A 24,134-nucleotide genomic window follows, 5' to 3' on the forward strand; every position below is an offset into this window, starting at 1 on the left:
GCACAGAGACGTTCGGGCGGTTCAGGGGGTGTCAGACGAGCGAGCCGTACAGGCCGGGCCGTCGGTCCCGCAGATACGGGTTGTTCTCGCGCGACGCGGCGAGGAAGGCCGGGTCGACGTCGGCGAGCACGAGTTCCTCACCGCGTCCGGCGCGGGTCCGGGCGACCCCGTCGGGCCCGGCCAGGGTGGAGAGGCCGACGAACTCGAACTCCCCTTCCGGGCCGACCCGGTTGACGTACGCGACGTACATCTGGTTCTCGAAGGCCCGGACCGGGATCACCGACTCGGCGACGAACTGGAACGGGTGCATCTGCGCGGTCGGGACGACGAGCAGGTCGGTGCCGGCCAGGGCGTGGGCGCGGACGTTCTCCGGGAACTCCACGTCGTAGCAGATCAGGAGACCGATACGCAGGCCGTCGATCTCGGCCTGGACGACCGGCAGGTCCCCGGGGGTGAAGTGGTCGTGCTCGAAGCAGCCGAAGAGGTGCGTCTTGCGGTGGTTGGCGAGCCGGGTGCCGTCGGCGGAGATCAGCTGGACGGAGTTGAAGACGGTCTCGCCGGCCCGCTCGGGGTAGCCGTAGGCGATCGCCAGGCCGTGGCGGGTCGCGATCTCGGCGACGGCGTCGGCGCAGTCGCCGTCGGCGGGCTCGGCGAGCCGGCCGATCTCGTCGCCGATGGCGTACCCCGTCAGGAACAGCTCGGAGGTGACCAGCAGCCCGGCGCCCTGGGCGGCGGCCCGGCCGGCGGCCTCGTCGAGGACCTTGAGGTTCTCGACGGTGGAGCCGGGGCGGCCGGAGCTCTGGAGCAGGGCGGTGCGCATGCGTGATCCTCACCGGGCGACGGGTGGTCTGAGGGCCCACGGGGTCATTGGAGGGGCCACGTAGACGGTACGGGCGGCTGACCAGGGCGGACAAGAAGGAGCCGTTGCGCGCCGGTGAACGGTTCATTGCGTCCGCAGGGGGGCCGGCGGCGATTCGTTGCGCGCCCCGGGTCGCACTCCCGCTCCTCCTGGGAGCGCAGCTCCGCAGGACCTCCCCCGCCGCGCGGCGGAGACGGGGTCCCGCCCTGGGCGCGATGTCCCCGCCGCGCCGGGCCGGAAGAGTAAGGGCCGTCCACACGACCTGCGGAAGGACCCGGAATGAAGCGCCGTACGAAGATCGTCGTGCTCGGCTCCGCGCTGCTGCTCACGGCCGGGGCGGCCTCGGCAGCCACCGCGTCGGACACGCCCCGGCAGCGGGCAACCGCCTCGGACGCGCCCCGGCAGCGGGAGGCCGCGGCCCTCACCTCGCACACGCCGAACGCACCGCACCAGCGGGAGGCCGCCGCCCTCAGCGGTACCGCCAAGCTGTACCGCTCCGCCGGGGACGACATCACGTTCTCGTTCGACGCCCACCTGGCCGCCAAGGACAAGGCCGACCCGTCGAAGGCCACCGGCACCTTCGAGTTCAGCCACTATCTGAACGGCGCGGGCGCCCGGGCCGAGGTGAAGGTCGACTGCCTGCTCACCGGAGGCAAGGTCGCCGTGGTCTCCGGTGTCATCACCGACTCCGACCTGCCGGGCGCCGAGGGCAAGCGGGTCGGCGTCACCGTCCACGACCTCGGCCGCCATGACCGGCTCGGCTACAGCTGGGCCTCCACGGGCAGCCCCGTCGACACGAAGGAGCTGCCCAAGTGCGTGAGCTCCGCCCCCTTCGAGAAGGTCGCGAAGGGGACGGGCGACTTCACGGTCGTGCCGTGGCAGCCCGCGCTCTAGCCAGCGCCAGGGCCGTCACCAGATAGGGGATCGCCAGTACCGCGAAGACGGTGCTGTGCGCCATGTCGGTCCCGAGCAGCGCGTACACGCCGAACGTCGCGACCGTCGCCAGCTCGGTGCCCAGGCTCGCCACCGAGGTGAGGGTCGCCCGGCGGGATTCGTCGATGCGGTGCTGGAGACGGACGTCGGCGAGCACCTCGGCCAGCTGGAACGCCGCGAAGGCGAGGCTCACCAGGGCGATGCCGGCGAGGGACCGGGTCGCCGCGCCCCCGGCGAGGGCGAGGGCGCCGCCCGCGAGCAGCGCCGCGAGCCCCCGCGTGCCGAGGCGTTCGGCCGGCCCGGCCAGGAGGCTCCCGGCGGTGACACCCGCCCAGATCAGCATCACCAGGTAGGGCACGGTCGTCTCGGCGACGCCGATCTCCCGGACCAGCAGAGGGGCGTACTCGTCGAGCGCGCCCCACACCGCGGCCACGGCCGGGACCAGCAGCAGGGCGCCGCGCACCGAACGGTCCCCGCGGACCTCGGCCAGTCCGGTCCGCAGGGTCGTCGCCCAGCTGTCCCCGGTGGTCTCCGGCCGCGTCCGGTGCTCGGGGAGCCGGGTCGCGGTGACCGCGGTCAGCACACAGGCAAGGAGGCTGGCGGCGCCGACGGCCGGGTAGCCGCCTCGCGCGAGGACGGGCCCGGCGAGGCCGGTGGCGGCCACCGTGCCCAGCAGCCGTGCGGCCCGGGCCCGGCCCATGACCCGTGCGTAGCGGTCGGCGGCGCCGAGCCGGTCGAGCTCGTCGTAGACCAGCGCCTCCAGGGCGCCCGAGCCGAGCGCGCCGCCCGCGCCCCACAGCACGAAGCCGACCGCGAAGGCCCCGTACGACGGGACGGCCACCCACAGGGCGAAGCCGACGGCGGTCAGCAGTGGGCCGATCCACAGCAGCCTGCGCCGCGACATGGCGTCGGCCCACGCGCCGGAGGGCACTTCGAGCACCACACCGGTGACCGACCACAGGGCGAACAGGGAGGAGATCTGCCAGAGCGACAGGCCGGTGTCGGCGAACAGCAGCGCGTACACCGGGTAGAGCAGGACGAGGTCGTCGAGGAACGCGTAGCCGTACAGCGTGCGCGTCAGGCGGCGGACGCCGGTGGCGGGCACGCGCGCGGGTGTGAGTGTCATGAGGCCTTCCCGGAAGGGCGGATCGGACGCCGGAGGTACGGCGGCCGAGGCGGCCCTCGGGAGGCACGGCTGGTGGATCAATGTCGCCGGGTCATGACACCCAGGCTAGAGGTGTCGCGTGGAGCGGGCCACGCAGTTACGTGGGCGACCCCGACGAGAAGCGCCGCAGCAGCGGCGAGAGCACGAGCACGGATTTGGTCCGCTCGACGAACGGCTCACCGGCGATCCGTTCCAGGACCCGTTCGAAGTGGCGCATGTCGGAGGCGAAGACCTGGGCGATCGCGTCCGCGTCCCCGGTGACGGTGGACGCGGCCACGACCTCCTGGTACCGCTCCAGACCCCGCTGGATGGTCTCCGGGGACGTGTTGCCCCGGCAGTAGATCTCGACGAACCCCTCGGTCTCCCAGCCGAGGGCGCCCGGGTCCACGCGGACGGTGAAGCCGGTGATGGCTCCGGTGGCCCGCAGCCGGTCCACGCGTCGCTTCACGGCGGGCGCGGACAGGCCGACGAGTTGGCCGATGTCGGCGTAGGAGCGGCGGGCGTCCTCGGCGAGGGCGTGCACGATGCGTTCGTCGAGATCGTTCAGCACAGTGGGTCGATCACTTCTCGGATGATGGTGCGAGTCGGGAACGGCGGTAGCCGTACCCGAAGTAGAACACGAGACCGGCGGCCATCCAGACACCGAAGACCACCCAGGTCACGGTCGACAGGCTGCCCATCATCCAGACGCAGAAGGCGAAGCCCAGCGCGGGCAGGACCGGCGAGAGCGGCACCCGGAAGGTGCGCGGCATGTCCGGCTTGGTCCGGCGCAGCACGACGACGGCCACGTTGACCAGCGCGAAGGCGAACAGGGTGCCGATGCTGGTGGCGTCGGCGAGCTGCCCGAGCGGGATCGCGGCGGCCAGGACACCGCAGAACAGCGACACGATCAGGGTGTTGGCGCGGGGGGCGCCGGTCTTCGGGTGGACCCGGGCGAACACCTTCGGCACCAGACCGTCGCGGGACATGGCGAAGAGGATGCGGGTCTGGCCGTACAGCACGGTCAGCACCACGCTCGCGATGGCGATGACGGCGCAGAACGCCAGCAGCGTGCCCCAGAAGGTCTGGCCGGTGACTTCGCGCATGATCTGGGCGAGGGCGGCCTCGGAGTCGGTGAAGCCCTTCCAGGGCTTGGCGCCGACCGCGACGGCGGCGACGAGGACGTACAGCGCGGTGACGATGACCAGCGACAGCATGATCGCGCGGGGCAGGTCGCGCTGGGCGTTCTTGGCCTCCTCACCGGCGGTGGAGGCGGCGTCGAAGCCGATGTAGGAGAAGAACAGCGTGGCACCTGCGGCGCTGACGCCGGCCATGCCGAGGGGCATGAAGTTCTCGTAGTTGCCGGAGCGGAAGCCCTGGACGCCGATGGCGCAGAACATCACCAGCGCGGCGATCTTCACGACGACCATGACGGTGTTGGCGCGGGCGGACTCGCGGGCGCCGCCCAGCAGGAACGCCATCGCGAGCAGGACGACGATCAGCGCGGGCAGGTTGAACACGCCGCCGTCGCCGGGCGGGGCGGACAGGGCGGCCGGGATGGTGACGCCGATGGTCCCGTCGAGCAGTTCGTTCAGGTACTCGCCCCAGCCGACGGCGACGGCGGCGACCGACACGCCGTACTCCAGGATCAGGCACCAGCCGCATATCCAGGCGATCAGCTCGCCCATCGTTGCGTACGCATACGAGTACGAGGAGCCGGAGACCGGGATGGTCCCGGCCAGCTCGGCGTAGGACAGGGCCGAGAAGAGGGCCGTGAGACCGGCGATCACGAAGGAGAGGGTGACGGCGGGCCCCGCCTTGGGGACGGCCTCGCCGAGGACCACGAAGATGCCGGTGCCGAGCGTGGCACCGATGCTGATCATGGTCAGCTGCCACAGCCCGAGAGTGCGGCGCAGTGACCCACCCTCGCCCTGGCCACCCTCCGCGACCAGGCGTTCCACCGGCTTGCGGCGCATGAGGCGGGCGCCGAGTCCGGGAGGTGCGGAGGCCGCCGTGGGGCCTGGGTTCTGCGGGGGTGCGCCTTGGTCGAGCACGCGCTGGCTCCTTTTCGCTGCCGGTCAGGGCGGCAGGGACCGCGGGCGCCCTTGAGCAGGGACCCACCGAGCGGAGTCCCCGCCACGCCACGTACGAGGCGACAGCCTATGAGGATCGGCGTTGCTGGTGAAATGCAGCAACCTTGCGCATACATGCAAGATCATTGCGTAACCGGGGGATGTGCGGGTGTTCGTTGCGGGGCGGCTGTCGAGTGTTGCATCAGGACCCGTCAGAGGGCCTGTGGAGGCACACGCGGCCTCGGTCCCGCACGCGGCATTTCCGCGCGCCGACGGTCGGGCCCCGGGTACGCGAACGGCCCCCGTCGTCCCGCAGGGGCACGTCGGCGGGGGCCGTCGGCAGGGGCGTCGGGCCGTCAGCTCCAGCTGGCGTGCAGGGGCTTGCCCTCGGCGTAGCCGGCGGCGCTCTGGATGCCGACGATGGCCTTCTCGGCGAACTCCTCCAGGGAGCCGGCACCCGCGTAGGTGCAGGAGGAGCGGACGCCCGCGATGATCGAGTCGATCAGGTCCTCCACACCCGGGCGGGCCGGGTCGAGGAACATGCGCGAGGTGGAGATGCCCTCCTCGAACAGCGCCTTGCGGGCCCGGTCGTACGCCGACTCCTCGGAGGTGCGGTTGCGCACGGCCCGGGCGGAGGCCATGCCGAAGGACTCCTTGTAGGCGCGGCCCTGGGCGTCGTGCTGCAGGTCGCCCGGGGACTCGTAGGTGCCGGCGAACCAGGAGCCGACCATCACGTTGGACGCCCCGGCCGCGAGGGCCATGGCCACGTCGCGCGGGTGGCGGACGCCGCCGTCGGCCCACACGTGCTTGCCGTACTTCCTCGCCTCGGCGGCGCACTCCAGGACGGCGGAGAACTGCGGCCGACCGACGCCGGTCATCATGCGGGTGGTGCACATGGCACCGGGACCGACCCCGACCTTGACGATGTCCGCGCCGGCCTCGATCAGGTCGCGCACACCCGCGGCGGCGACCACGTTGCCCGCGACGATCGGCACCCGCGGGTCGAGGTCGCGCACCAGCTTCAGGGCGCTGATCATCGACTCCTGGTGGCCGTGCGCGGTGTCGATGACGAGCGCGTCGACCCCGGCGTCCAGCAGCGCTTGCGCCTTGCCCGCGACGTCGCCGTTGATGCCGACGGCGGCGGCGATGCGCAGCCGCCCCCGGGCGTCGGTGGCCGGCGTGTAGAGCGTGGCGCGCAGGGCGCCCTTGCGGGTCAGGATGCCGGCGAGGGTGCCGTCCTGGTGGACCGCGGGGGCGTAGCGGCGGTTGGCCTGGTCGAGGGTGCCGAAGGCCTCGCCCGGGTCCATGTCCGCGTCGATGAGCAGCAGGTCCCGGGACATGACCTCGGCGAGCTGGGTGAAGCGGTCCACGCCGGACAGGTCGGCGTCGGTGACCACACCGACCGGCTTGTGGTCGCCGTCGACCACGACACCGGCGTTGTGCGCCCGCTTGGGCAGCAGGGCCAGCGCGTCGGCGACCGTCTGGTGCGGGGAGAGGATGATCGGGGTGTCCAGCACCAGGTGCCGGTTCTTCACCCAGGTCACGACGTCGGTGACCACGTCGAGGGGGATGTCCTGCGGTATCACCACGAGGCCGCCGCGGCGCGCCACGGTCTCGGCCATGCGGCGCCCGGCGATGGCGGTCATGTTGGCGACGACGAGCGGGATGGTGGTGCCCGTGCCGTCCGGGGAGCTGAGGTCGACGGCCTGCCGCGAGCCCACCGAGGAGCGGCTCGGCACCATGAAGACGTCGTCGTACGTCAGGTCGTACCCGGGCTGGATGTCATTGAGGAAACGCACGTGCTGCACATCCCAGTCGATCAGAGGTGACCCCCGGACCGGCCGGCCAGGGGGAAAGAGCACGTACTTCATTCTCCCATGCCGGTGCCCCGATCCACCCCCAGCAGATCATCCAGGCTGGTCAGGAGGCCTCTCGGAGGATCATCCAAGGCCGAGGGTGACGAACAGCCCGGGCCCCCGGTCGGTCGCCTCCGCGAAGATCTCCTCGGCGACCTGCCACTCGTCGGGCCGCGCCTCGGCGTACGCCCGCCAGCCCTGGACGACGACCAGCAGACCCCGGTCCCCCGCCCCCTCGGGCCAGAGGGCGGGGTCGGACAGGCAGTCGGCGAGGGCGTCCCAGTTGCGGCCGAACCAGTCGGGCAGGGCCAGGTCACGGGCGCAGCGGTCCATGAGGCCCGCCTTGTCCGTGACCCCGTCCAGGTCCAGTACGACGACGATCCGGCCCGCCGGGTCGTCCGGCACCCCGGGCTTCGTGCCGGCCACGCGTCAGACTCCGTCCGGGTCGGCCCGGTTGAGCGCGGCCTTGGGCGTCGGTCCGGCCGTCATGAGGTAGTCGGCGGCCGAGGTGTCCGTCACCAGGCTGGTGACGAGCCCGGAGCGCAGCACCGCGTCGATCGCCGGCCCCTTGCGCTGTCCGCCCGCGATCGCGACGACCTCGGGGATCCGGCGCAGCTGGTCGGCCTTCACCGTGATGCACCGCTCGCCGAGGTCCCGGCCGACCCGGCGACCGTCGGCGTCGAAGAGGTGCGCGGACATCTCGGCGGCGACGCCGAGGGAGGCGTAGTGCGCGCGTTCCTCGTCGCTGAGCATGTCGTGCACGGTGGAGATGCCGGGCTCCCAGGAGCCGATGGAGACACAGGCGACGGTGACCTTGTCGAAGTGCTCGAAGGCCCGGGCGATCCCCGTCTGGTTGCGCAGCGCCGTGGCCGTGGCCGCGTCGGGCAGCAGCATCGGGGCGTAGATGGGGTGGGCGTCGCCGCCGGACACCTGGGCGGCGCGGCGTACGGCCTCGACGGAGCCGCGTTCGGCCGTCCCGGCGTCGTAGACACCCGTCAGCTGCACCACCGTGCACGGGGGCAGCCGGTCCAGCGCGGCCGCCATGTGGATGGTGGAGCGGCCCCAGGCCAGGCCCAGCACATCCCCTTCGTCGACCAGTTCGCCGAGCAGGTCGGCGGCCACTTCTCCCAGGTTCTCGGGGTCGGGCGTCTCCTCGGCTTCGGCCGGGGACTCGACCACGACGGCGTGCCTGAGGCCGTAGCGGGCGCGGAGCGCGTCCGAGCGCTCGGCGTCCAGCTCGGCGGGCACGCGGATCTCGATCCGTACGAGATCCCGTTCGAGGGCGGTCTCCAGGACCCGGGCCACCTTGAAGCGGCTGACGCCGAACTCCTCCGCGATCTGGATCTTGGACTTGCCCTCGAGGTAGAAGCGGCGGGCCATGGCCGCCGCCTGCACCAGCTCAGCGGGTCCCATCCGCATGGCTGACCGGCCCGCCGACATACCCGACACGGCGTTCTCCTCACTGCTGTTCACACTCTGGATTCGCCGTTCATCCTTGCAGATGTGGCGCGGTTGATCAGCCCTGATGAGAGCCGTTCACTTTGCTGTGGCTCAGTGGTCGCAGGCCCAGGTGGCCTTCGCCGTCGCCGACTCGGCCTGGGTGCGTAGTGCACGTACCGCTTCTGCCGGGTCGTTTGCCCCGTAGACCGCCGATCCGGCCACGAAGACGTCGGCTCCTGCGTCCGCGCACCGCTCGATGGTGGACGCGGAAACTCCGCCGTCCACCTGGAGCCAGAGCTCCAGTCCGTGCTTGCTGATCAACTCGCGGGTGCGGCGAATCTTCGGAAGCATGATGTCGAGGAAGGCCTGTCCCCCGAAGCCCGGTTCGACCGTCATGATCAGCAGCATGTCGAGCTCGGGGAGCAGGTCCTCGTACGGCTCGATGGGGGTCGCGGGCTTCAGCGCCATGGAGGCGCGGGCGCCCTTGGCACGGATCTCCCGGGCGAGCCGGACCGGTGCGGCGGCGGCCTCGACGTGGAAGGTGACGGAACCGGCCCCCGCCTCGACGTACTGGGGCGCCCACCGATCGGGGGCCTCGATCATCAGATGGCAGTCCAGCGGGGTGTCCGTCGCACGGGCCAGCGACTCTACGACCGGCACGCCGAGCGTGAGGTTCGGGACGAAATGGTTGTCCATCACGTCGACGTGGAGCCAGTCGGCTCCCTCCACGGCCTTCGCCTCGTCCGCGAGGCGGGCGAAGTCTGCGGACAGGATGCTGGGGTTGATCTGCGCGGCCATGTCCTAAGACTGCCATGCCCTTCGGGGCTTGTGAGCATCGGACCCAGCTGGTCTGTCGGCTGCGGGACTCACGTGGCGTGCCGCGCCCACGCGGCGGAGCCGCACATGTCACAGCCCCGCGCCCTTCACCGGGCGTCCTCGCGGAAGGGAACGGCATGAAAGAGGGCGTCGCGCACCTCGTCTGCGGGCGGCGGGCCAAGTGGGTCGTGCTGGTGTTCTGGGTGGTCGTGGTGGTCGTCGCCGCGCCGCTCGCCATGAAGCTCACCGACGCCCAGGACAACGACGCCGCGTCCTGGCTGCCCGGGTCGGCCGAGTCGACCCAGGTGCTGCAGATCTCCGAGGACTTCCGTCCGGAGCAGATCCCGGCGGTGGTGATCTACGCGCGTGAGAGCGGCCTGACGGCCCAGGACCGGGCGGTGATCGCCGGGGACGTGCGGCAGCTGAAGCAGCTGAGCGACCACGGCATCATCGGGGAGCAGACCCGGGGGCCGGTGTTCGACCGGCAGGTCGATCCGCGGGCGGCGCAGGTGCTCGTACCGATCATGATGGACGAGAAGGGCTGGGAGCGGATCTCGCCCGCAGTGGACTCGATCCGGGACGACGTCGGCACCGGCAGCGACGGGATGACGGTGCACATCACCGGCCCGGGCGGCACCTCCGCCGACTTCGCGAAGGCCTTCGAGGGCATCGACTCGACGCTGCTGTTCGCGGCGATGGCCGTCGTCATCGTCATGCTGCTCATCACGTACCGCAGCCCGACCCTGCTGTTGGTCCCGCTGATCGCGGTGGTGTGCGCGCTGTTCACCGCACAGGCGCTGGTCTACCTGCTGGCGGCGCACGCGGGCCTGACGGTCAACGGGCAGAGCGCGGGCATCCTCACGGTGCTCGTCTTCGGCGCCGGGACCGACTACGCCCTGCTGCTGGTCGCCCGCTACCGGGAAGAGCTGCGCCGGCACGAGGACCGGCACGAGGCGATGGCCCTGGCGCTGCACCGCGCCGGCCCCGCGGTCCTCGCCTCCGGTGCGACCGTGGTGCTGAGCATGCTGGTGCTGCTGGTCGCCGAGATGAACTCCACGAGCAGCCTGGGACCGGTCGCCGCGATCGGCGTGGCGGTCGCCCTGCTGGCGATGATGAGTCTGTTCCCCGCCCTGCTGGTGATCTTCGGCCGGTGGATCTTCTGGCCGGTGATCCCGCACCTGGGCACCCCCGATCCGACCGAGCGCGGCGTCTGGGCGCGCATGGGCCGCCGCATCGCACACCGGCCCCGGATGACGTGGGGGGTGACGGCGGTGGCCCTGGCGATCTGCTCGCTGGGCCTGGTCCAGCTGCGCGCGGAGGGCATCGGCAACGCGGACGCCTTCACCGGGAAACCCGACTCGATCACCGGTCAGGAGGTGTCGGCGCGCTACTTCCCGGCGGGCAGCGGAGATCCCCTGGTCATCGTGAGCAACCGTGCGCAGGCCGAGCAGGTGGGCCGCACGGTCGCCGGGACGCAGGGTGTGGTTCCGACGTCCCTGGGGCTGCCACCCGGCACGAAACCGTTCCACGAGGGCAAGGTCCTCTTCGAGGCCACCATGACCGCCCCGGCGGACAGCGAGGCCGCCAAGCGGACGGTGGAGCGCGTCCGGGACGCCGTGCACGCGGTGCCGGACGCCGACGCCCAGGTGGGCGGCGGTACGGCGGCCCTGCTGGACATGGACGAGGCGACCACCCATGACAACGTGCTGATCATCCCGCTGGTGCTGCTCGTCGTCCTGCTGATCCTGTGCGTGCTGCTGCGCGCCCTGATCGGCCCCCTGTTGCTGGTCGGTACGGTGATCCTGTCGTTCACGGCGGCGCTCGGCATCAGCGCCCTGGCCTTCCGGTACGTGTTCGACTACGCGGGGGAGGCGACCGACTTCCCGCTGTTCGTCTTCGTCTTCCTGGTCGCCCTGGGCATCGACTACAACATCTTCCTGACCACCCGCATCCGCGAGGAGGCGACCCGCCAGGGCACCAGACCGGGCGTGGTCACCGGGCTCGCCACCACCGGCGCGGTCATCACCTCCGCCGGCCTGGTCCTGGCCGGCACCTTCGCCGCCCTCGGCACCCTCCCGCTGGTGGGCTTCGCCGAGATCGGCTTCGCGGTCGCGCTGGGCGTCCTCATCGACACGTTCGTCGTGCGCTCGGTCCTGGTGACGGCGCTGTTCCTGGACGTCGGCCCGAAGGTGTGGTGGCCGCACCGGCTGGCCAGGGAGGACGGTGGCGCGGCGGCCCGGGAGGGCGTGGGAGCGGGGGTCAGCCGGTCCGGCGAATGAGCGCCAGGTACATCGCGTCGGTCCCGTGCACATGCGGCCACAGCTGTACGTCGGGCCCCTCGCCCAGATCCGGTACGCCCGGCAGCAGCGGCCGGGCGTCGACGAGGTCGGTGTCCGGGTACTGCTTGAGTACGTCGGCGACCACGGCCCGGGTCTCGGCGAGGTGCGGCGAGCAGGTCGCGTAGCCCACGACGCCGCCCACGCGCACCGACTCCAGGGCCGTGCGCAGCAGCCCGCGCTGCAGCGGCGCGAAGCCCTCCAGGTCCTCGGGGCGGCGCCGCCAGCGCGCCTCGGGACGGCGACGCAACGCGCCGAGGCCGGTGCAGGGCACGTCGACCAGCACCCGGTCGAAGCTGCCCGGCCGCCAGGCCGGACGCGTCCCGTCGGCGGCGATCACCTGGTACGGCCCGGGGTTGCCGTCCAGCGCCCTCGCGACGAGGCCGGCGCGGTGGGTCTGCTTCTCCGAGGCGACGAGCAGGGCGCCCCGCTCGGCGGCCAGCGCGCCGAGCAGCGCCGCCTTGCCGCCCGGCCCCGCGCACCCGTCCAGCCAGCGCCGGTCGGGCCCGTCCAGGGGCGCGTTGGCGAGAGCGATCGCCACGAGCTGGCTGCCCTCGTCCTGCACGCCCGCACGCCCGTCCCGCACGGCCGGGACGGCACCCGGCTCACCGCCCTCGGTCAGCCGCACGGCGTAGGGCGACCAGCGGCCCGCCACGGCGGCGTCCTCCTGGAGCAGCTCCTCGGCGGTGGCCCGGCCGGGCCGTGCCACGAGGGTCACCTCGGGCCGCTCGTTGTCGGCGCGCAGCAGCTCCTCGACGCCGTCGCGCCCGCCGCCCAGGGAGTCCCACAGCGCGGAGACGACCCACCGGGGATGCGAGTGGACGACGGCGAGATGGTCCTCGGGGTCCTCGTCGTACGGGGGCGCGACCCGCTCCAGCCAGCCGTCCAGGTCGTCCTGCGCGACCTTGCGCAGCACCGCGTTGACGAACTTGGCACGCCCGTCGCCGAGCACGACCCGGGCGAGCTCGACGGTGGCGGACACGGCCGCGTGCGTCGGGATGCGGGTGCCGAGCAGCTGGTGCGCGCCGAGGCTCAGCACGTCCAGCACGGGCGGGTCGACCTCGCCGAGCGGCCGGTCCACACACGACGCCAGAATCGCGTCGTACGTCCCCTGCCGCCGGAGCGTGCCGTACACCAGCTCGGTGGCGAGCGCGGCGTCCCGGGCGTCGAAGTCGTCGTTCTCCCGCGCCTTGCGCAGCAGCGGGGGCAGGACGAGGTTGGCGTAGGCGTCCCGCTCGTCCACGGCCCTCAGCGCCTCGAAGGCGAGGATGCGGACGGGGTCCTTCTTTGGCCGGCGGTAGGGCTTGCCTGACGTGCGGGCTCGACGGGGCTGTTCGCTCACGAAAAAGGTGCTCCGGTGGTGAGAGGAAGTGCGCCGTCCAGCCTACGCCGCAGGGAGGTGAGGGGAACGGCAGCGGGGTACGTCGCGGAGCGGCCGCCCGGAGTGCCCGGGCAGCCTGCGCGAGGGGTGGGGCATCTCCGGCTGCGGCTGCGGCTGCGGGGCTGGGCGGGGCCACGGTCGGGGGCTGCCTGGCTGGGCTGCCGGGCCGGGCGGGGGCTGCCCGGCTGCGGCTGCCCGGCTGCGGCTGCCGGGCGGGCGGGGGGCCACGGGCGGGGCCTGCCCGGCTGGGCTGCCGGGCCGGGCGGGGGCTGCCCGGCTGCGGCTGCCGGGCCGGGGCGGGGGCTGCCCGGCTGCGGCTGCGGGGCCGTGCCGACTCACGTGCGGGGCTCTGCCGAGCATCAGCTCCCGAGCTGCTCGCCCTCGCCGATCCGTACGCCGCGGGCCCAGTCCGCCGCCCGCATCGGCTTCTTGCCCTGGGCCTGCACCCACAGCAGCTCGACGCCGTACGAGCCGGTGCCGGCGTACACGTTGTTCTTCCCGGCGGCGATCTGCCCCGGGGCGAGGTCCGTCCGGTCGGGCACGGGGGCGACCTGGATGAGCTTGAGCCGCTCACCACGGAACGTGGTCCAGGCGCCGGGGGCCGGGGTGCAGCCCCGCACCATCCGGTCGACCCGCAGCGCGGGGGCGTTCCAGTCCAGGTGCGCGTCCTCGACGTTGACCTTCGGGGCGAGGCTGATCCCGTCGGCCGGCTGCGGTACGGCCTTCAGAGTGCCGTCCTCGATGCCGTCCATGGTCGCCGCGAGCAGCCCGGCCCCGGCGAAGGCGAGCCGCGTCAGCAGGTCCCCGCTGGTGTCGGTGGCCCGGATCTCCTCGGTCACCGTCCCGTACACCGGGCCGGAGTCGAGCCCCTCCTCGATCAGGAACGTGGACGCCCCGGTGATCTCGTCGCCGGCCATGATGGCGTGCTGCACGGGGGCGGCACCGCGCCAGGCCGGCAGCAGGGAGAAGTGCAGGTTGACCCAGCCGTGCGCGGGGATGTCGAGGGCCACCCGGGGCAGCAGCGCGCCGTAGGCGACGACGGGGCAGCAGTCCGGCCCGATCTCCCGCAGCCGCTCCAGGAACTCGGGGTCCTTCGGCTTCGCGGGCTTCAGCACCTCGATGCCGGCCTCCTCCGCCCGCTCGGCGACGGGCGACGCGACGAGCCGGCGTCCGCGCCCGGCCGGGGCGTCGGGCCGCGTGACGACGGCGGCCACCTCGTGCCGCCCGGAGGCGAGCAGAGCGTCCAGGGCGGGAACGGCGACCTCGGGTGTACCGGCGAAGACGAGCTTCATGGGGTGGTGGGGGCCTCTCGGGCGGGGACGGTGACGGGCAACGCCCAAGTCTATGAGCCCGGGTGGGGAGAGCCACCGAAGGCCGTTGGCCGAGGCGCGCACCCCGCGCAAACGGGCGCACGCATATGCCCCCGCGCCCCCACACCGTGACCCGGGGGGCGAATCCGCGTTGTCAAGACAGAGTTGACCACAAAGGGCCGCGATCGCGGCCCATTCCTTTCAACGCCGGTTCGAGAGGCTTGTTCATGGCCGACCACGCAACCCACGACGCCCAGGCTCGGGCCAGCCTGCACTTGCTGGTGCGGGACATCGAGCGGGTCCGCCGGCAGGTGGACGCACTGCGCACCCTCACCGCCCAGTTGGGTAACGTCTACCGCCCGCGCCGCTCCGGTCCCTCCACGGGCTTCGTCGTCTACGGACGCGCTCCCGCCCCGACGGTACGTCTCGCCCAGGAGCTGCGGGACAGTGTCGAGACGCTGGTCACGGCGGCCGTGGACTTCGACCGTTCACTCGGCTTCTCGTGGGACGCGGTGGGCTCCGCGCTCGGAGTCACCAAGCAGGCGGTCCACCGCCGTTACGGCGCCCGCCGCACCGCGGCCCAGACGGCCGCCCCCGAGCCGGAGCGCACGCCGGAGCCGACGGGCGGCCGCTCGGTCAACGTGACCACCGGCCTGCCCACCGTGCCGACGGTCCCCGCGGCGCGCTCCATGCCCACGCAGCCGACGGCCGGCAGCCCGTCCCTCCGCGACGAGGTCAGGCCGACGGCCTTCCCGGGCCCGCGCAACGGCTGACGAGCCCTCTGCTCCGCCCTCTCGGAACACCTCCGGGAGGGCGGCCGCGTATCCCGGCCGGGACGGCTTCTCTTCAGGAGGGCAGCCGCGTATCCGGCCAGGGCGGCTTCCCTTTCGAGAGGTGGCCGCGTACCCGCCCAGGACGGCTTCCCCTTCGGGAGGGCAGCCACGTACCCGGCCAAGACGGCTTCCCCTCCGAGAGGGCAGCCGCGTATCCGGCCAGGAGGGCGTTCCCGTCGGACGCTCACCCGATGTCGGCCGGGTCGATCCGCACCCAGACCCCGGCACCGGCCCCGGCTCCGGCTCCGGCTCCGGCTCCCGCGCCGCTCCCCCGGGCCGTCCGCGCTCCCCCTCCGTTTCCCCGGGCCATCCGCGCGGCCTGCGCGGCCTTGAGCGCGGCTGCCAGCGCCGCGCCCCTGCCCGGCGGCACCCGAAGCAGCGCCCGCTCCCACTGCTCCCCGGGCGGTGGCGCTCCCGCCCGCCGCGGTCGCCCGGCGGCGGACACGGGCAACGGCACCGGCCCCAGCACCTCTGCCTCGGGCGGCAGTTCGGCCGCACGCAGGAAGTCGGCCACCGACTCCGGCGGGCCCGAGACGGCCGCCATCCGCGACACCGGAGGAAAGCCCAGCTCGGCCCGCTCGGCGAGCTCCCGCACCGCGTGACCGACGGGATCCCAGCGGACCAGCGCCTGCACGGGCCGCAGCGTCGGCTCGGCCACGACCACCACCGTGCCGCCGGCCGCCTGGGGCCGGACGAGGGACGCGGCCCCGATCCACCGCCGCAGCGCGTCCTCCCCGGCCCGCAGGTCGGGCCGCCCGAGCATGGCCCACCCGTCGAGCAGCAGCGCCGCCGCGTACCCGCCCTCGGCGACCGGCTCGGCCCCCGGTGTGCTCACCACCAGCGCGGGCGCCCCCGGCACCGTGTCCAGCACGTGCTCGCGCCCCGAGGTGCGCACGGGGACGGCGGGGAAGGCACGGCCCAGCTCCTCGGCGGTCCGCCGGGCCCCGACGACCGAGGCGCGCAGCCGGAAGGATCCGCAGTCCGGGCAGTGCCAGCGGCTCTCCTCGCGCCCGCACCACCCGCAGTTCAGAGCACCGCCGTCCGGCGCCTCCAGCGGCCCGGAGCAGTGCCGGCAGCGCGCGGGCGCCCGGCAGCCGGCACAGGCCATGCGCGGCACGTACCCCCTGCGGGGCACCTGCACCAGCACCGGGCCGTTCCGCAGCCCGTCCCTGACGGCCTGCCAGGCGAGAGTCGGCAGCCGGGCGGCCCGGGCGGCCTCGTCCCGGGCGAGATCCTGGTCCCCGACGGTCCGTACGAGCGGGGCCGCCTGGCGTACCTGCTCCCGCCCGGCGACGAGCGGCCGCGCCCAGCCGCTCTCGACGAGCTGCGCGGCCTCCACCGTGCAGCCCCAGCTCCCCAGCAGGAAGCCGCACTTGTCCTGGGCGGCGCGCAGCAGGAGCACCTCGCGGGCGTGCGGCTGCGGGGCGTGCTGTTCGCTGTGGCTGTCGTCGCCGTCGTCCCAGAGGGCGACCAGACCGAGGTCCTGGACCGGTGCGAACATGGCGGCCCTGGTCCCGATCACGGCCCGCACGGATCCGCGCCGCACCGCGAGCCACTGCGCGTACCGCTTCTCGGGGCCGGCGTCGGCGGTGAGCACCGCGTGCCGCCCCTCCCCCAGCAGGGCGGTGAGGGCGGCGTCGACCCGGGCGACCGCCCGCCCGTCGGGCAGGACGGCGAGCGCCCCGCGCCCGGAGGCCAGTGTCGCGGCGACGGCGCGGGCCAGTTCCTCACTCCACCGCGGCCCGGGCAAGGCGTTCCACACGGCCCGGGGCGCCCCGCCGGCGGCCAGGGACTCCAGGAAGGCCGTACCCCGCTCGTACCGCTGCCAGGAGCCCGCCCCGGGCGCCGGGGGCGGGGGCAGCGGGTCGGGAGAGGACCGCTGCTCGGCGCGGGCGTTGCGCGGCGGGACGGCGAGCTGCAGGACGTCGGCGAGGCTGCCGGCGTACCGGTCGGCGACCGCCCGGGCCAGCCCGAGGAGCTCCTCGCTCAGCACCCGCTCGGGCGACACGACCTGGGCGAGGGCGGCCAGCGGCCCGGAGTAGTCGGACTCCGGCAGCCGCTCGATGAGGTAGCCGTCGATCAGCCCGCCGCCCTCGCGCCGCCCTTCGCGCACGCGATGCCGCCCGGCTCCGAACCGGACCCGCACCCGCACGCCCGGCTGGGCGTCCGCGTCGAGCTCCTCGGGCACGGCGTAGTCGAAGTACCGGTCGAGGTGGAGCACGCCCTTGTCGACGAGGACCCGCGCGACGGGCAGCTCCTTGGCGAGCGCGGCCCCCCGCCAGGTCCGCGGCTTGGCCCGGGGCGTGCCGGCCTTGCGCACACTGTCCCGGATGAGCGCGAGCTGCTCGGGCGGCGCACCCTCCGCACCCCGCCCCGCCTGTTCGTTCTCGCTGCTCACGCTTGCATTCTTACCAAACACCACTGACAACCGGCAGCGCCCGAGTTCCCCGGCGACGACGGCGTTCACCGCGCCTTGGACCACTCGGCCACGCCACCGGGCACGGCCCGGCCGACGGCGGGATCCGAACCCGCGAGGCTCCTGTGAGCCAGAAGTATCCGTAGCCTTCGTACCGGGCGTACCGGGCGCACCGGAGGCACCGGACTCACCGGGCGCCGGGCGCGCCTCCAGCGCAGGGACCGCCCGTCGCGGCCCGCGAACCGTTCCGCCCGCAGGAGAACCCGCGGGAGAACCCGCAGGAGAAGACGACGGGCGCGAAGGAGACGGAGCCCCTGGGCGCACGACGAGGCCCGGCCTCCCAAGGAAGCCGGGCCTCGTGCGGATGACCTGGGCGCGGGACTTACAGCCCCGCCGCCTTGCGCAGCGCGTCCACGCGGTCCGTGCGCTCCCACGTGAAGTCGGGGAGCTCGCGGCCGAAGTGGCCGTACGCCGCCGTCTGGGAGTAGATCGGGCGGAGCAGGTCGAGGTCGCGGATGATGGCGGCCGGGCGGAGGTCGAAGACCTCGTCGATCGCCTTCTCGATCCGGTCCGTGTCGACCTTGGCGGTGCCGAAGGTCTCGACGAACAGGCCCACCGGCTCGGCCTTGCCGATCGCGTACGCGACCTGGACCTCGCAGCGGGTGGCGAGACCCGCGGCGACCACGTTCTTCGCGACCCAGCGCATCGCGTACGCCGCGGAGCGGTCGACCTTGGACGGGTCCTTGCCGGAGAACGCACCGCCGCCGTGGCGGGCCATGCCGCCGTAGGTGTCGATGATGATCTTGCGGCCGGTCAGGCCGGCGTCACCCATCGGGCCGCCGATCTCGAAGCGGCCGGTGGGGTTGACCAGGAGCCGGTAGTTCTCCGTGTCGAGCTTGATGCCGTCGTCCAGCAGAGCCTTCAGCTCGGGCTCGACCACGAACTCCTTGATGTCCGGAGCCAGCAGTGAGTCCAGGTCGATGTCGGAGGCGTGCTGCGAGGAGACCACGACGGTGTCCAGACGGACCGCCTTGTCGCCGTCGTACTCGATGGTGACCTGGGTCTTGCCGTCGGGGCGCAGGTAGGGGATGGTGCCGTTCTTGCGCACGTCGGACAGCCGCTTCGACAGGCGGTGGGCCAGGAAGATGGGCAGGGGCATCAGCGTCGGCGTCTCGTCCGTCGCGTAGCCGAACATCAGGCCCTGGTCGCCGGCGCCCTGCTTGTCGAGCTCGTCCTCGTCGCCCTCGACGCGCTTCTCGTAGGCCGTGTCCACGCCCTGGGCGATGTCCGGGGACTGCGCGCCGATGGACACCGACACGCCGCAGGACGCGCCGTCGAAGCCCTTCTTGGAGGAGTCGTAGCCGATCTCGAGGATCTTGTTCCGGACCAGCGTCGCGATGTCCGCGTACGTCTTGGTCGTGACCTCGCCGGCCACGTGCACCAGGCCGGTCGTGATCAGGGTCTCGACGGCGACCCGGGAGGACGGGTCCTCGCGCAGGAGCGCGTCGAGGATGGTGTCGCTGATCTGGTCAGCGATCTTGTCGGGGTGACCCTCGGTCACGGACTCCGAGGTGAAAAGGCGACGGGACACAACGCTCCCTGAGGTTGCAGCGGCTGCTGTCTGATCATTGGCGGACGGCGGGGGCTGCACCCGGCGCCGTCCGTGGAACAGTTTACGGGTCACGCTTCGGCCACGGTCCCCCTGTCTCGCCACTCGGGAGTGCTGTGACCTGCGGCACAGGCATTCTGCCCAATGGCGAGCTGCCTTGGCCAGAGGCGCCACGCCCGGGTCGACCCGTTTTCGAGTGGGCCCGGGGTGGTCGGACATCAGCGCAGGCGCTCGGCCACCAGGTCCCAGACGGTCTCGGCGAGGGCTTCCTTGGGCCCGTGCGCCACGGCGGTCTCGCTGCCGTCGGCGCCGAGCACGACCGCCTCGTTCTCCTCGGAGCCGAAGGTCTTGCGCTCGCCCACCTCGTTCACCACCAGCAGATCGCAGCCCTTGCGCTTGAGCTTGGCACGGCCGTTGGCGAGGACGTCGTCCGTCTCGGCGGCGAAGCCGACTATCACCTGTCCGGCGCGGGCCCGGTCCGCGGAGATCTCCGCCAGGACGTCGGGGTTGCGCACGAGGGTGATCGGCTCCGGCTCCCGGCCGTCCTTCTTCTTGATCTTCCCGGCCGCGTACGCCGCGGGGCGGAAGTCCGCCACCGCGGCCGCCATCACCACGGCGTCGGCGTCGGGGGCGGCACGCAGCACGGCCTCGCGCAGTTGCACGGCGGTGCCGACCGGGACGACGTCGACGCCGGCCGGGGCGGGCAGGGTGCTGTTGGCCGCGATCAGCGTGACGCGGGCGCCGCGGGCGGCGGCGGTGCGGGCGAGGGCGTAGCCCTGCTTGCCGGAGGAGCGGTTGCCGAGGAAGCGGACGGGGTCCAGGGGCTCGCGGGTGCCGCCGGCGGTGACGACGACGTGCCGGCCCGTGAGGTCGGGCTCGGTGACGCCCCGGGCCAGCACACGGCGGCAGACCTCGAAGATCTCGCCCGGGTCGGGCAGCCGGCCCTTGCCGGTGTCGACGCCGGTGAGGCGGCCCACGGCCGGCTCGATGACGAGGGCGCCGCGGCGGCGCAGCGTCGCCACGTTGTCCTGGGTGGCCGGGTGCTCCCACATCTCCGTGTGCATGGCGGGCGCGAAGACCACCGGACATCGGGCGGTGAGCAGCGTGTTGGTGAGGAGGTCGTCGGCGAGGCCGTGGGCCGCCTTGGCGAGCATGTCGGCGGTGGCGGGGGCGACGACGACCAGGTCGGCGTGCTGACCGATGCGGACGTGCGGGACCTCGTGCACGTCGTCCCAGACCTCGGTGGAGACGGGGTTGCCGGACAGCGCGGACCAGGTGGCGGCGCCGACGAACTGCAGCGCGGAGGCCGTCGGCACCACGCGCACGTCGTGGCCCGACTCCGTCAGCCGCCGCAGCAGCTCACAGGCCTTGTACGCGGCGATGCCACCGCTGACCCCCAGAACGACCTTCGGCTTGTCCACGTCTCTCCCCGTCTCTCCCGGACCTCGGTGACCGGCCCACCGTACGACTCCATGACACACCACAGGCCCGGCAGTCGGCCTGCCGGGCCTGTGGACAAGTCAGCGTCAAGCTGAAGATCCTATTTACTGCGCCGGGCCCTCGACGGCCTCGGACGTCAGGAGCCCCGCGTTGATCTCGCGGAGGGCGATCGACAGCGGCTTCTCGTGGACGTGGGTGTCGACGAGAGGACCGACGTACTCGAGGAGACCCTCGCCGAGCTGCGAGTAGTACGCGTTGATCTGGCGGGCACGCTTGGCCGCGTAGATCACGAGGCTGTACTTCGAGTCGGTGGCCTCGAGGAGCTCGTCGATCGGCGGGTTGATGATGCCCTCGGGCGCGGAGATGGAAGAGGACACGCTCTACCTTCCGATGGATGGGAAAGATTCTGTCGGGGTGATCGGCCGACCGGAATGATCAGCGATGGTCACACGACGTCCATCAAGGCTAGCAGCTCGCGTGCCACGTCCTCGACGGAGGTGTTGACCAGGGTGGTGTCGAACTCCGGCTCCGCCGCGAGTTCGATCTTCGCCGCATCGAGCCGGCGCTCGATCACCTCGGGCGGTTCGGTGCCCCGCCCGGTGAGTCGGCGCACGAGTTCCTCCCATGAGGGGGGAGCCAGGAACACCAGCTGGGCCTCGGGCATCGACTCGCGGACCAGTCGGGCGCCCTGCAGGTCGATCTCGAGGAGGACGGGCTCGCCGTTCTCCAGGCGCTCCTGCACGGCCGCTCGCGGCGTGCCATAGCGGTTGCCGGCGAACTCGGCCCACTCCAGCAGCTCCCCGTTGGCGATGAGCTTGTCCATCTCGTCGTCGGAGACGAAGAAGTAGTGGACTCCGTGCTGCTCGCCGGGGCGGGGCCCCCGGGTCGTGGCCGACACGGAGAGCCAGACCTCGGGGTGTTCCTTGCGCATGTGGGCGACGACCGTGCTCTTGCCGACCCCGGAGGGGCCGGAGAGCACGGTCAGCCGCGGACGTACGTCCGGGGGTACGGGGGACGTCCCCCGGGGTGTTGCAGCCATGCAGCGATTATCCAGCAATCGCGGAGTGCCCGGGACTCGGTTCCCCGGACGGCCCGCTTCAGGAGCCGGTGCTGCCGAACTCGCGCTCCAGGGAGGCGATCTGGTTGGAACCGAGACCGCGCACGCGGCGGCTCTCGGAGATGCCGAGTCGCTCCATGATCTGCTTGGCGCGGACCTTGCCCACGCCCGGCAGCGACTCGAGGAGGGCGGAGACCTTCATCTTGCCGATGACGTCGTTCTCCTGGCCCTGCTTGATGACCTCGTGAAGGGAGGCGCCGGAGTGCTTGAGTCGATTCTTGACCTCGGCCCGCTCCCGGCGAGCCGCGGCGGCCTTTTCGAGCGCGGCTGCGCGCTGTTCAGGGGTAAGGGGCGGAAGAGCCACGCCTACGTCACCTCGGATGTCGAACTGTCGGATACGGACCGGTGAGGAACCTAGTCGCCCCACACCTGGGGAGCCACGAGCAACACACGCTTGCCCGTTCTCTCGTCGGAGACTAGCGGGCAAGTCCGCCGGAGTCATTGAGAACAGCGGAAAAGTCCTGGTCAGCCTTCATCTGAACGGACATTTAGGACATACTGCCCCGGATTTGAGGATGTATTCAGACTCAAGCCGGCCCCGGACCACTCATCGGAGGTCTCACCAGAAGGTCTGGACCGCCTCACGAGGACGTCACGGCCACGCGGATCTCCTCCGCGAAGCGTTTCGCGGCGTCACGCAGAGCGACCGTGTCGGGACCGTGGCGCAGCACTCCCCGGCTGACGTTCGGCACGACGTTGCGCACCGCCGCGCCGAAGACCCCCGGAAGATCGGCCGGCGTGGCGCCCTGGGCGCCGATGCCGGGCGCCAGGAGGGGGCCGTTGATGTCCAGGTCGTACGTCGACAGATCACCGAGGGTGGCGCCCACGACCGCGCCGAAGGATCCCAGGGGCTCCTCCCCCGCGTTCTCGGCGGCGAGGTGCGCCAGCATCGTCGCTCCGACGTTCCGGCCGTCGGCCCGCACCGCGTGCTGGACCTCGCCGCCCTCCGGGTTCGAGGTCAGCGCCAGCACGAACAGTCCGGCGCCGCTCTCACGGGCCAGCGCGACGGCCGGGCCGAGCGATCCGTAGCCGAGGTACGGGGAGACCGTCAGGGCGTCGGAGAACAGCGGTGCGTCCTTGTGCAGGAAGGACTCGGCATAGGCGGCCATGGTGGAGCCGATGTCGCCGCGCTTGGCGTCCATGACGACCAGCGCGCCCGCCGCCCGGGCCTCGGCGACCGCCTTCTCCAGGACGGCGACGCCGCGGGAGCCGAAGCGCTCGAAGAAAGCGCTCTGCGGCTTGAGCACGGCGACCCGGTCGGCGACGGCCTCGACGACCGTGCGGCTGAACCGCTCCAGGCCGGCCACGTCGTCGTTCAGGCCCCACTCGGCGAGCAGGGAGGCGTGCGGGTCGATGCCGACGCACAGCGGACCGCGCTCGTCCATGGCCCGGCGCAGGCGTGCGCCGAAGGGTTCGAGACCGCTCATGCCGTCTTCCTCACGTCGGCGCCCACCGCGTCGGCGAGCGTGGCGTACGGGCTGCCGGCCAGGCGTGCGGCGAGCCCCTTGTGGATCGCGCGGCCCCAGAAGGGCCCCTCGTAGATGAAGGCGCTGTAGCCCTGGACCAGCGTGGCACCGGCCAGGATGCGCTGCCAGGCGTCCTCGGCGTTCTCGATGCCGCCGACGCCCACCAGGGTGATGCGGTCGCCCACGCGCGCGTAGAGGCGGCGCAGGACCTCCAGGGAGCGTTCCTTCAGGGGTGCCCCCGACAGGCCGCCGGTCTCCTTGACCAGGGTGGGGTCGGACTTCAGGCCGAGTCCCTCGCGCGCGATGGTGGTGTTCGTGGCGATGATCCCGTCCAGCCCGAGCTCCACGGCGAGGTCGGCGACGGCGTCGACGTCCTCGTCGGCGAGGTCCGGCGCGATCTTCACCAGGAGTGGCACGCGGCGGGTGGACACCGTGCGGTCGGCGGCCTCGCGGACGGCGCTCAGCAGCGGGCGCAGGGCCTCGGTGGCCTGGAGGTTGCGCAGGCCGGGCGTGTTCGGTGAGGAGACGTTGACGACCAGGTAGTCGGCGTAGGGGGCGAGCCGCTCGGCGGACTTCACGTAGTCGGCGACGGCCTCCTCCTCGGGGACGACCTTGGTCTTGCCGATGTTGACGCCGACGACCGGCTTGAAGACGGGCGTCCGGGAGGCCAGGCGGGCGGCGACGCGGAGCGAGCCGTCGTTGTTGAAGCCCATGCGGTTGATGAGCGCCCGGTCCTTGACCAGGCGGAACAGCCGCTGCTTGGGGTTGCCGGGCTGGGGCTCACCGGTCACCGTGCCGATCTCGACGTGGTCGAAGCCGAGCATGGCCATGCCGTCGATGCCGACGGCGTTCTTGTCGAAGCCGGCCGCGAGCCCGAAGGGGCCGTGCATGCGCAGCCCGAGGGCCTCGGTGCGCAGCTCCTCGTAGCGGGGCGCGAGGGCGGCCGCGAGGAAGGTGCGCAGCACGGGCACGCGGGCGGCCAGGCGGATCCAGCGGAAGGCCATGTGGTGGGCCTGCTCCGGGTCCAGCCGCTTGAAGACGAGACGGAAGAAGAACGTGTACATGGTGTCCTCACGAGGACGTGGTGTCCTCACGAAGAGGGGGAC

At 72.7% G+C, this 24,134-nt stretch carries 21 protein-coding genes; 3 read left to right on the top strand and 18 right to left on the bottom strand.

Annotation, left to right across the window (positions count from 1 at the left end; genetic code table 11):
* Positions 1-31 precede the first annotated feature (31 nt).
* Complete coding sequence (locus tag ACFV20_RS23760) at positions 32-820, bottom strand: carbon-nitrogen hydrolase family protein (RefSeq protein ID WP_361119408.1); 789 nt, start codon at positions 818-820, stop codon at positions 32-34.
* 318 nt (positions 821-1,138) lie between these two features.
* On the opposite strand from ACFV20_RS23760, the gene ACFV20_RS23765 reads away from it, so the two are divergent.
* On the top strand, positions 1,139-1,753 hold the full coding sequence (locus tag ACFV20_RS23765) for a Repetin (RefSeq protein WP_385659468.1): 615 nt from the start codon (positions 1,139-1,141) through the stop codon (positions 1,751-1,753).
* Here the strand turns inward: ACFV20_RS23765 and ACFV20_RS23770 are convergent.
* The 7 genes from ACFV20_RS23770 to rpe form a co-directional block, all read right to left on the bottom strand.
* Entirely contained in the window at positions 1,722-2,918 is a 1,197-nt protein-coding gene (locus tag ACFV20_RS23770; protein ID WP_385659469.1) for an MFS transporter, read from the bottom strand. The genes ACFV20_RS23765 and ACFV20_RS23770 overlap by 32 nt on opposite strands.
* Before the next feature lie 136 nt (positions 2,919-3,054).
* Positions 3,055-3,507, bottom strand: a complete 453-nt coding sequence (locus tag ACFV20_RS23775; RefSeq protein WP_053668336.1) for an Lrp/AsnC family transcriptional regulator — start codon at positions 3,505-3,507, stop codon at positions 3,055-3,057.
* Positions 3,508-3,517: 10 nt separating this feature from the next.
* The gene (locus ACFV20_RS23780; RefSeq protein ID WP_385659471.1) at positions 3,518-4,990 is read right to left on the bottom strand and encodes an amino acid permease; all 1,473 of its coding nucleotides are present in this window, start codon (positions 4,988-4,990) and stop codon (positions 3,518-3,520) included.
* A 374-nt stretch (positions 4,991-5,364) separates the two neighbouring features.
* Positions 5,365-6,807, bottom strand: a complete 1,443-nt coding sequence (locus ACFV20_RS23785) for a GuaB1 family IMP dehydrogenase-related protein (protein ID WP_385659473.1) — start codon at positions 6,805-6,807, stop codon at positions 5,365-5,367.
* 141 nt (positions 6,808-6,948) lie between these two features.
* Entirely contained in the window at positions 6,949-7,269 is a 321-nt protein-coding gene (locus ACFV20_RS23790) for a barstar family protein (RefSeq protein WP_385659553.1), read from the bottom strand.
* Positions 7,270-7,293: 24 nt separating this feature from the next.
* Complete coding sequence (locus tag ACFV20_RS23795) at positions 7,294-8,337, bottom strand: sugar-binding transcriptional regulator (RefSeq protein WP_385659475.1); 1,044 nt, start codon at positions 8,335-8,337, stop codon at positions 7,294-7,296.
* A gap of 78 nt (positions 8,338-8,415) precedes the next feature.
* Positions 8,416-9,102, bottom strand: a complete 687-nt coding sequence (gene rpe, locus ACFV20_RS23800; RefSeq protein WP_385659476.1) for a ribulose-phosphate 3-epimerase — start codon at positions 9,100-9,102, stop codon at positions 8,416-8,418.
* A 155-nt stretch (positions 9,103-9,257) separates the two neighbouring features.
* On the opposite strand from rpe, the gene ACFV20_RS23805 reads away from it, so the two are divergent.
* Complete coding sequence (locus ACFV20_RS23805; RefSeq protein WP_385659478.1) at positions 9,258-11,399, top strand: MMPL family transporter; 2,142 nt, start codon at positions 9,258-9,260, stop codon at positions 11,397-11,399.
* Here the strand turns inward: ACFV20_RS23805 and ACFV20_RS23810 are convergent.
* Entirely contained in the window at positions 11,380-12,798 is a 1,419-nt protein-coding gene (locus ACFV20_RS23810) for an RsmB/NOP family class I SAM-dependent RNA methyltransferase (RefSeq protein ID WP_385659480.1), read from the bottom strand. The genes ACFV20_RS23805 and ACFV20_RS23810 overlap by 20 nt on opposite strands.
* A 398-nt stretch (positions 12,799-13,196) precedes the next feature.
* Positions 13,197-14,129, bottom strand: coding sequence for a methionyl-tRNA formyltransferase (fmt, locus tag ACFV20_RS23815; protein ID WP_385659482.1), 933 nt, complete (start codon positions 14,127-14,129; stop codon positions 13,197-13,199).
* A 245-nt stretch (positions 14,130-14,374) separates the two neighbouring features.
* Between fmt and ACFV20_RS23820 the strand changes: the two genes are divergently transcribed.
* On the top strand, positions 14,375-14,920 hold the full coding sequence (locus ACFV20_RS23820; protein WP_385659483.1) for a hypothetical protein: 546 nt from the start codon (positions 14,375-14,377) through the stop codon (positions 14,918-14,920).
* 244 nt (positions 14,921-15,164) lie between these two features.
* On the opposite strand, the gene ACFV20_RS23825 is transcribed toward ACFV20_RS23820, so the two are convergent.
* The 8 genes from ACFV20_RS23825 to ACFV20_RS23860 form a co-directional block, all read right to left on the bottom strand.
* Complete coding sequence (locus tag ACFV20_RS23825) at positions 15,165-17,378, bottom strand: primosomal protein N' (RefSeq protein WP_385659485.1); 2,214 nt, start codon at positions 17,376-17,378, stop codon at positions 15,165-15,167.
* 400 nt (positions 17,379-17,778) lie between these two features.
* Positions 17,779-18,987: a methionine adenosyltransferase gene (gene metK, locus ACFV20_RS23830; protein WP_385659487.1), complete on the bottom strand. Its 1,209-nt coding sequence runs from the start codon at positions 18,985-18,987 to the stop codon at positions 17,779-17,781.
* A 236-nt stretch (positions 18,988-19,223) separates the two neighbouring features.
* Positions 19,224-20,426 carry a bifunctional phosphopantothenoylcysteine decarboxylase/phosphopantothenate--cysteine ligase CoaBC gene (gene coaBC, locus ACFV20_RS23835; RefSeq protein ID WP_385659488.1) on the bottom strand — a complete coding sequence of 401 codons (1,203 nt, stop codon included), beginning with the start codon at positions 20,424-20,426 and terminating at the stop codon, positions 19,224-19,226.
* Positions 20,427-20,549: 123 nt separating this feature from the next.
* On the bottom strand, positions 20,550-20,822 hold the full coding sequence (gene rpoZ, locus ACFV20_RS23840) for a DNA-directed RNA polymerase subunit omega (RefSeq protein ID WP_003988945.1): 273 nt from the start codon (positions 20,820-20,822) through the stop codon (positions 20,550-20,552).
* 68 nt (positions 20,823-20,890) lie between these two features.
* Positions 20,891-21,484, bottom strand: a complete 594-nt coding sequence (gmk, locus tag ACFV20_RS23845; RefSeq protein ID WP_385659490.1) for a guanylate kinase — start codon at positions 21,482-21,484, stop codon at positions 20,891-20,893.
* A 58-nt stretch (positions 21,485-21,542) separates the two neighbouring features.
* The gene (locus ACFV20_RS23850; RefSeq protein ID WP_003977346.1) at positions 21,543-21,866 is read right to left on the bottom strand and encodes an integration host factor; all 324 of its coding nucleotides are present in this window, start codon (positions 21,864-21,866) and stop codon (positions 21,543-21,545) included.
* A 277-nt stretch (positions 21,867-22,143) separates the two neighbouring features.
* Positions 22,144-22,989 carry an orotidine-5'-phosphate decarboxylase gene (pyrF, locus tag ACFV20_RS23855; RefSeq protein WP_385659492.1) on the bottom strand — a complete coding sequence of 282 codons (846 nt, stop codon included), beginning with the start codon at positions 22,987-22,989 and terminating at the stop codon, positions 22,144-22,146.
* Positions 22,986-24,092, bottom strand: a complete 1,107-nt coding sequence (locus ACFV20_RS23860) for a quinone-dependent dihydroorotate dehydrogenase (protein WP_385659494.1) — start codon at positions 24,090-24,092, stop codon at positions 22,986-22,988. The genes pyrF and ACFV20_RS23860 overlap by 4 nt, the downstream gene beginning before the upstream one ends.
* Between the last annotated feature and the right edge of the window lie 42 nt (positions 24,093-24,134).

Source organism: Streptomyces sp. NPDC059696, from assembly GCF_042733745.1.
Lineage (GTDB): Bacteria > Actinomycetota > Actinomycetes > Streptomycetales > Streptomycetaceae > Streptomyces.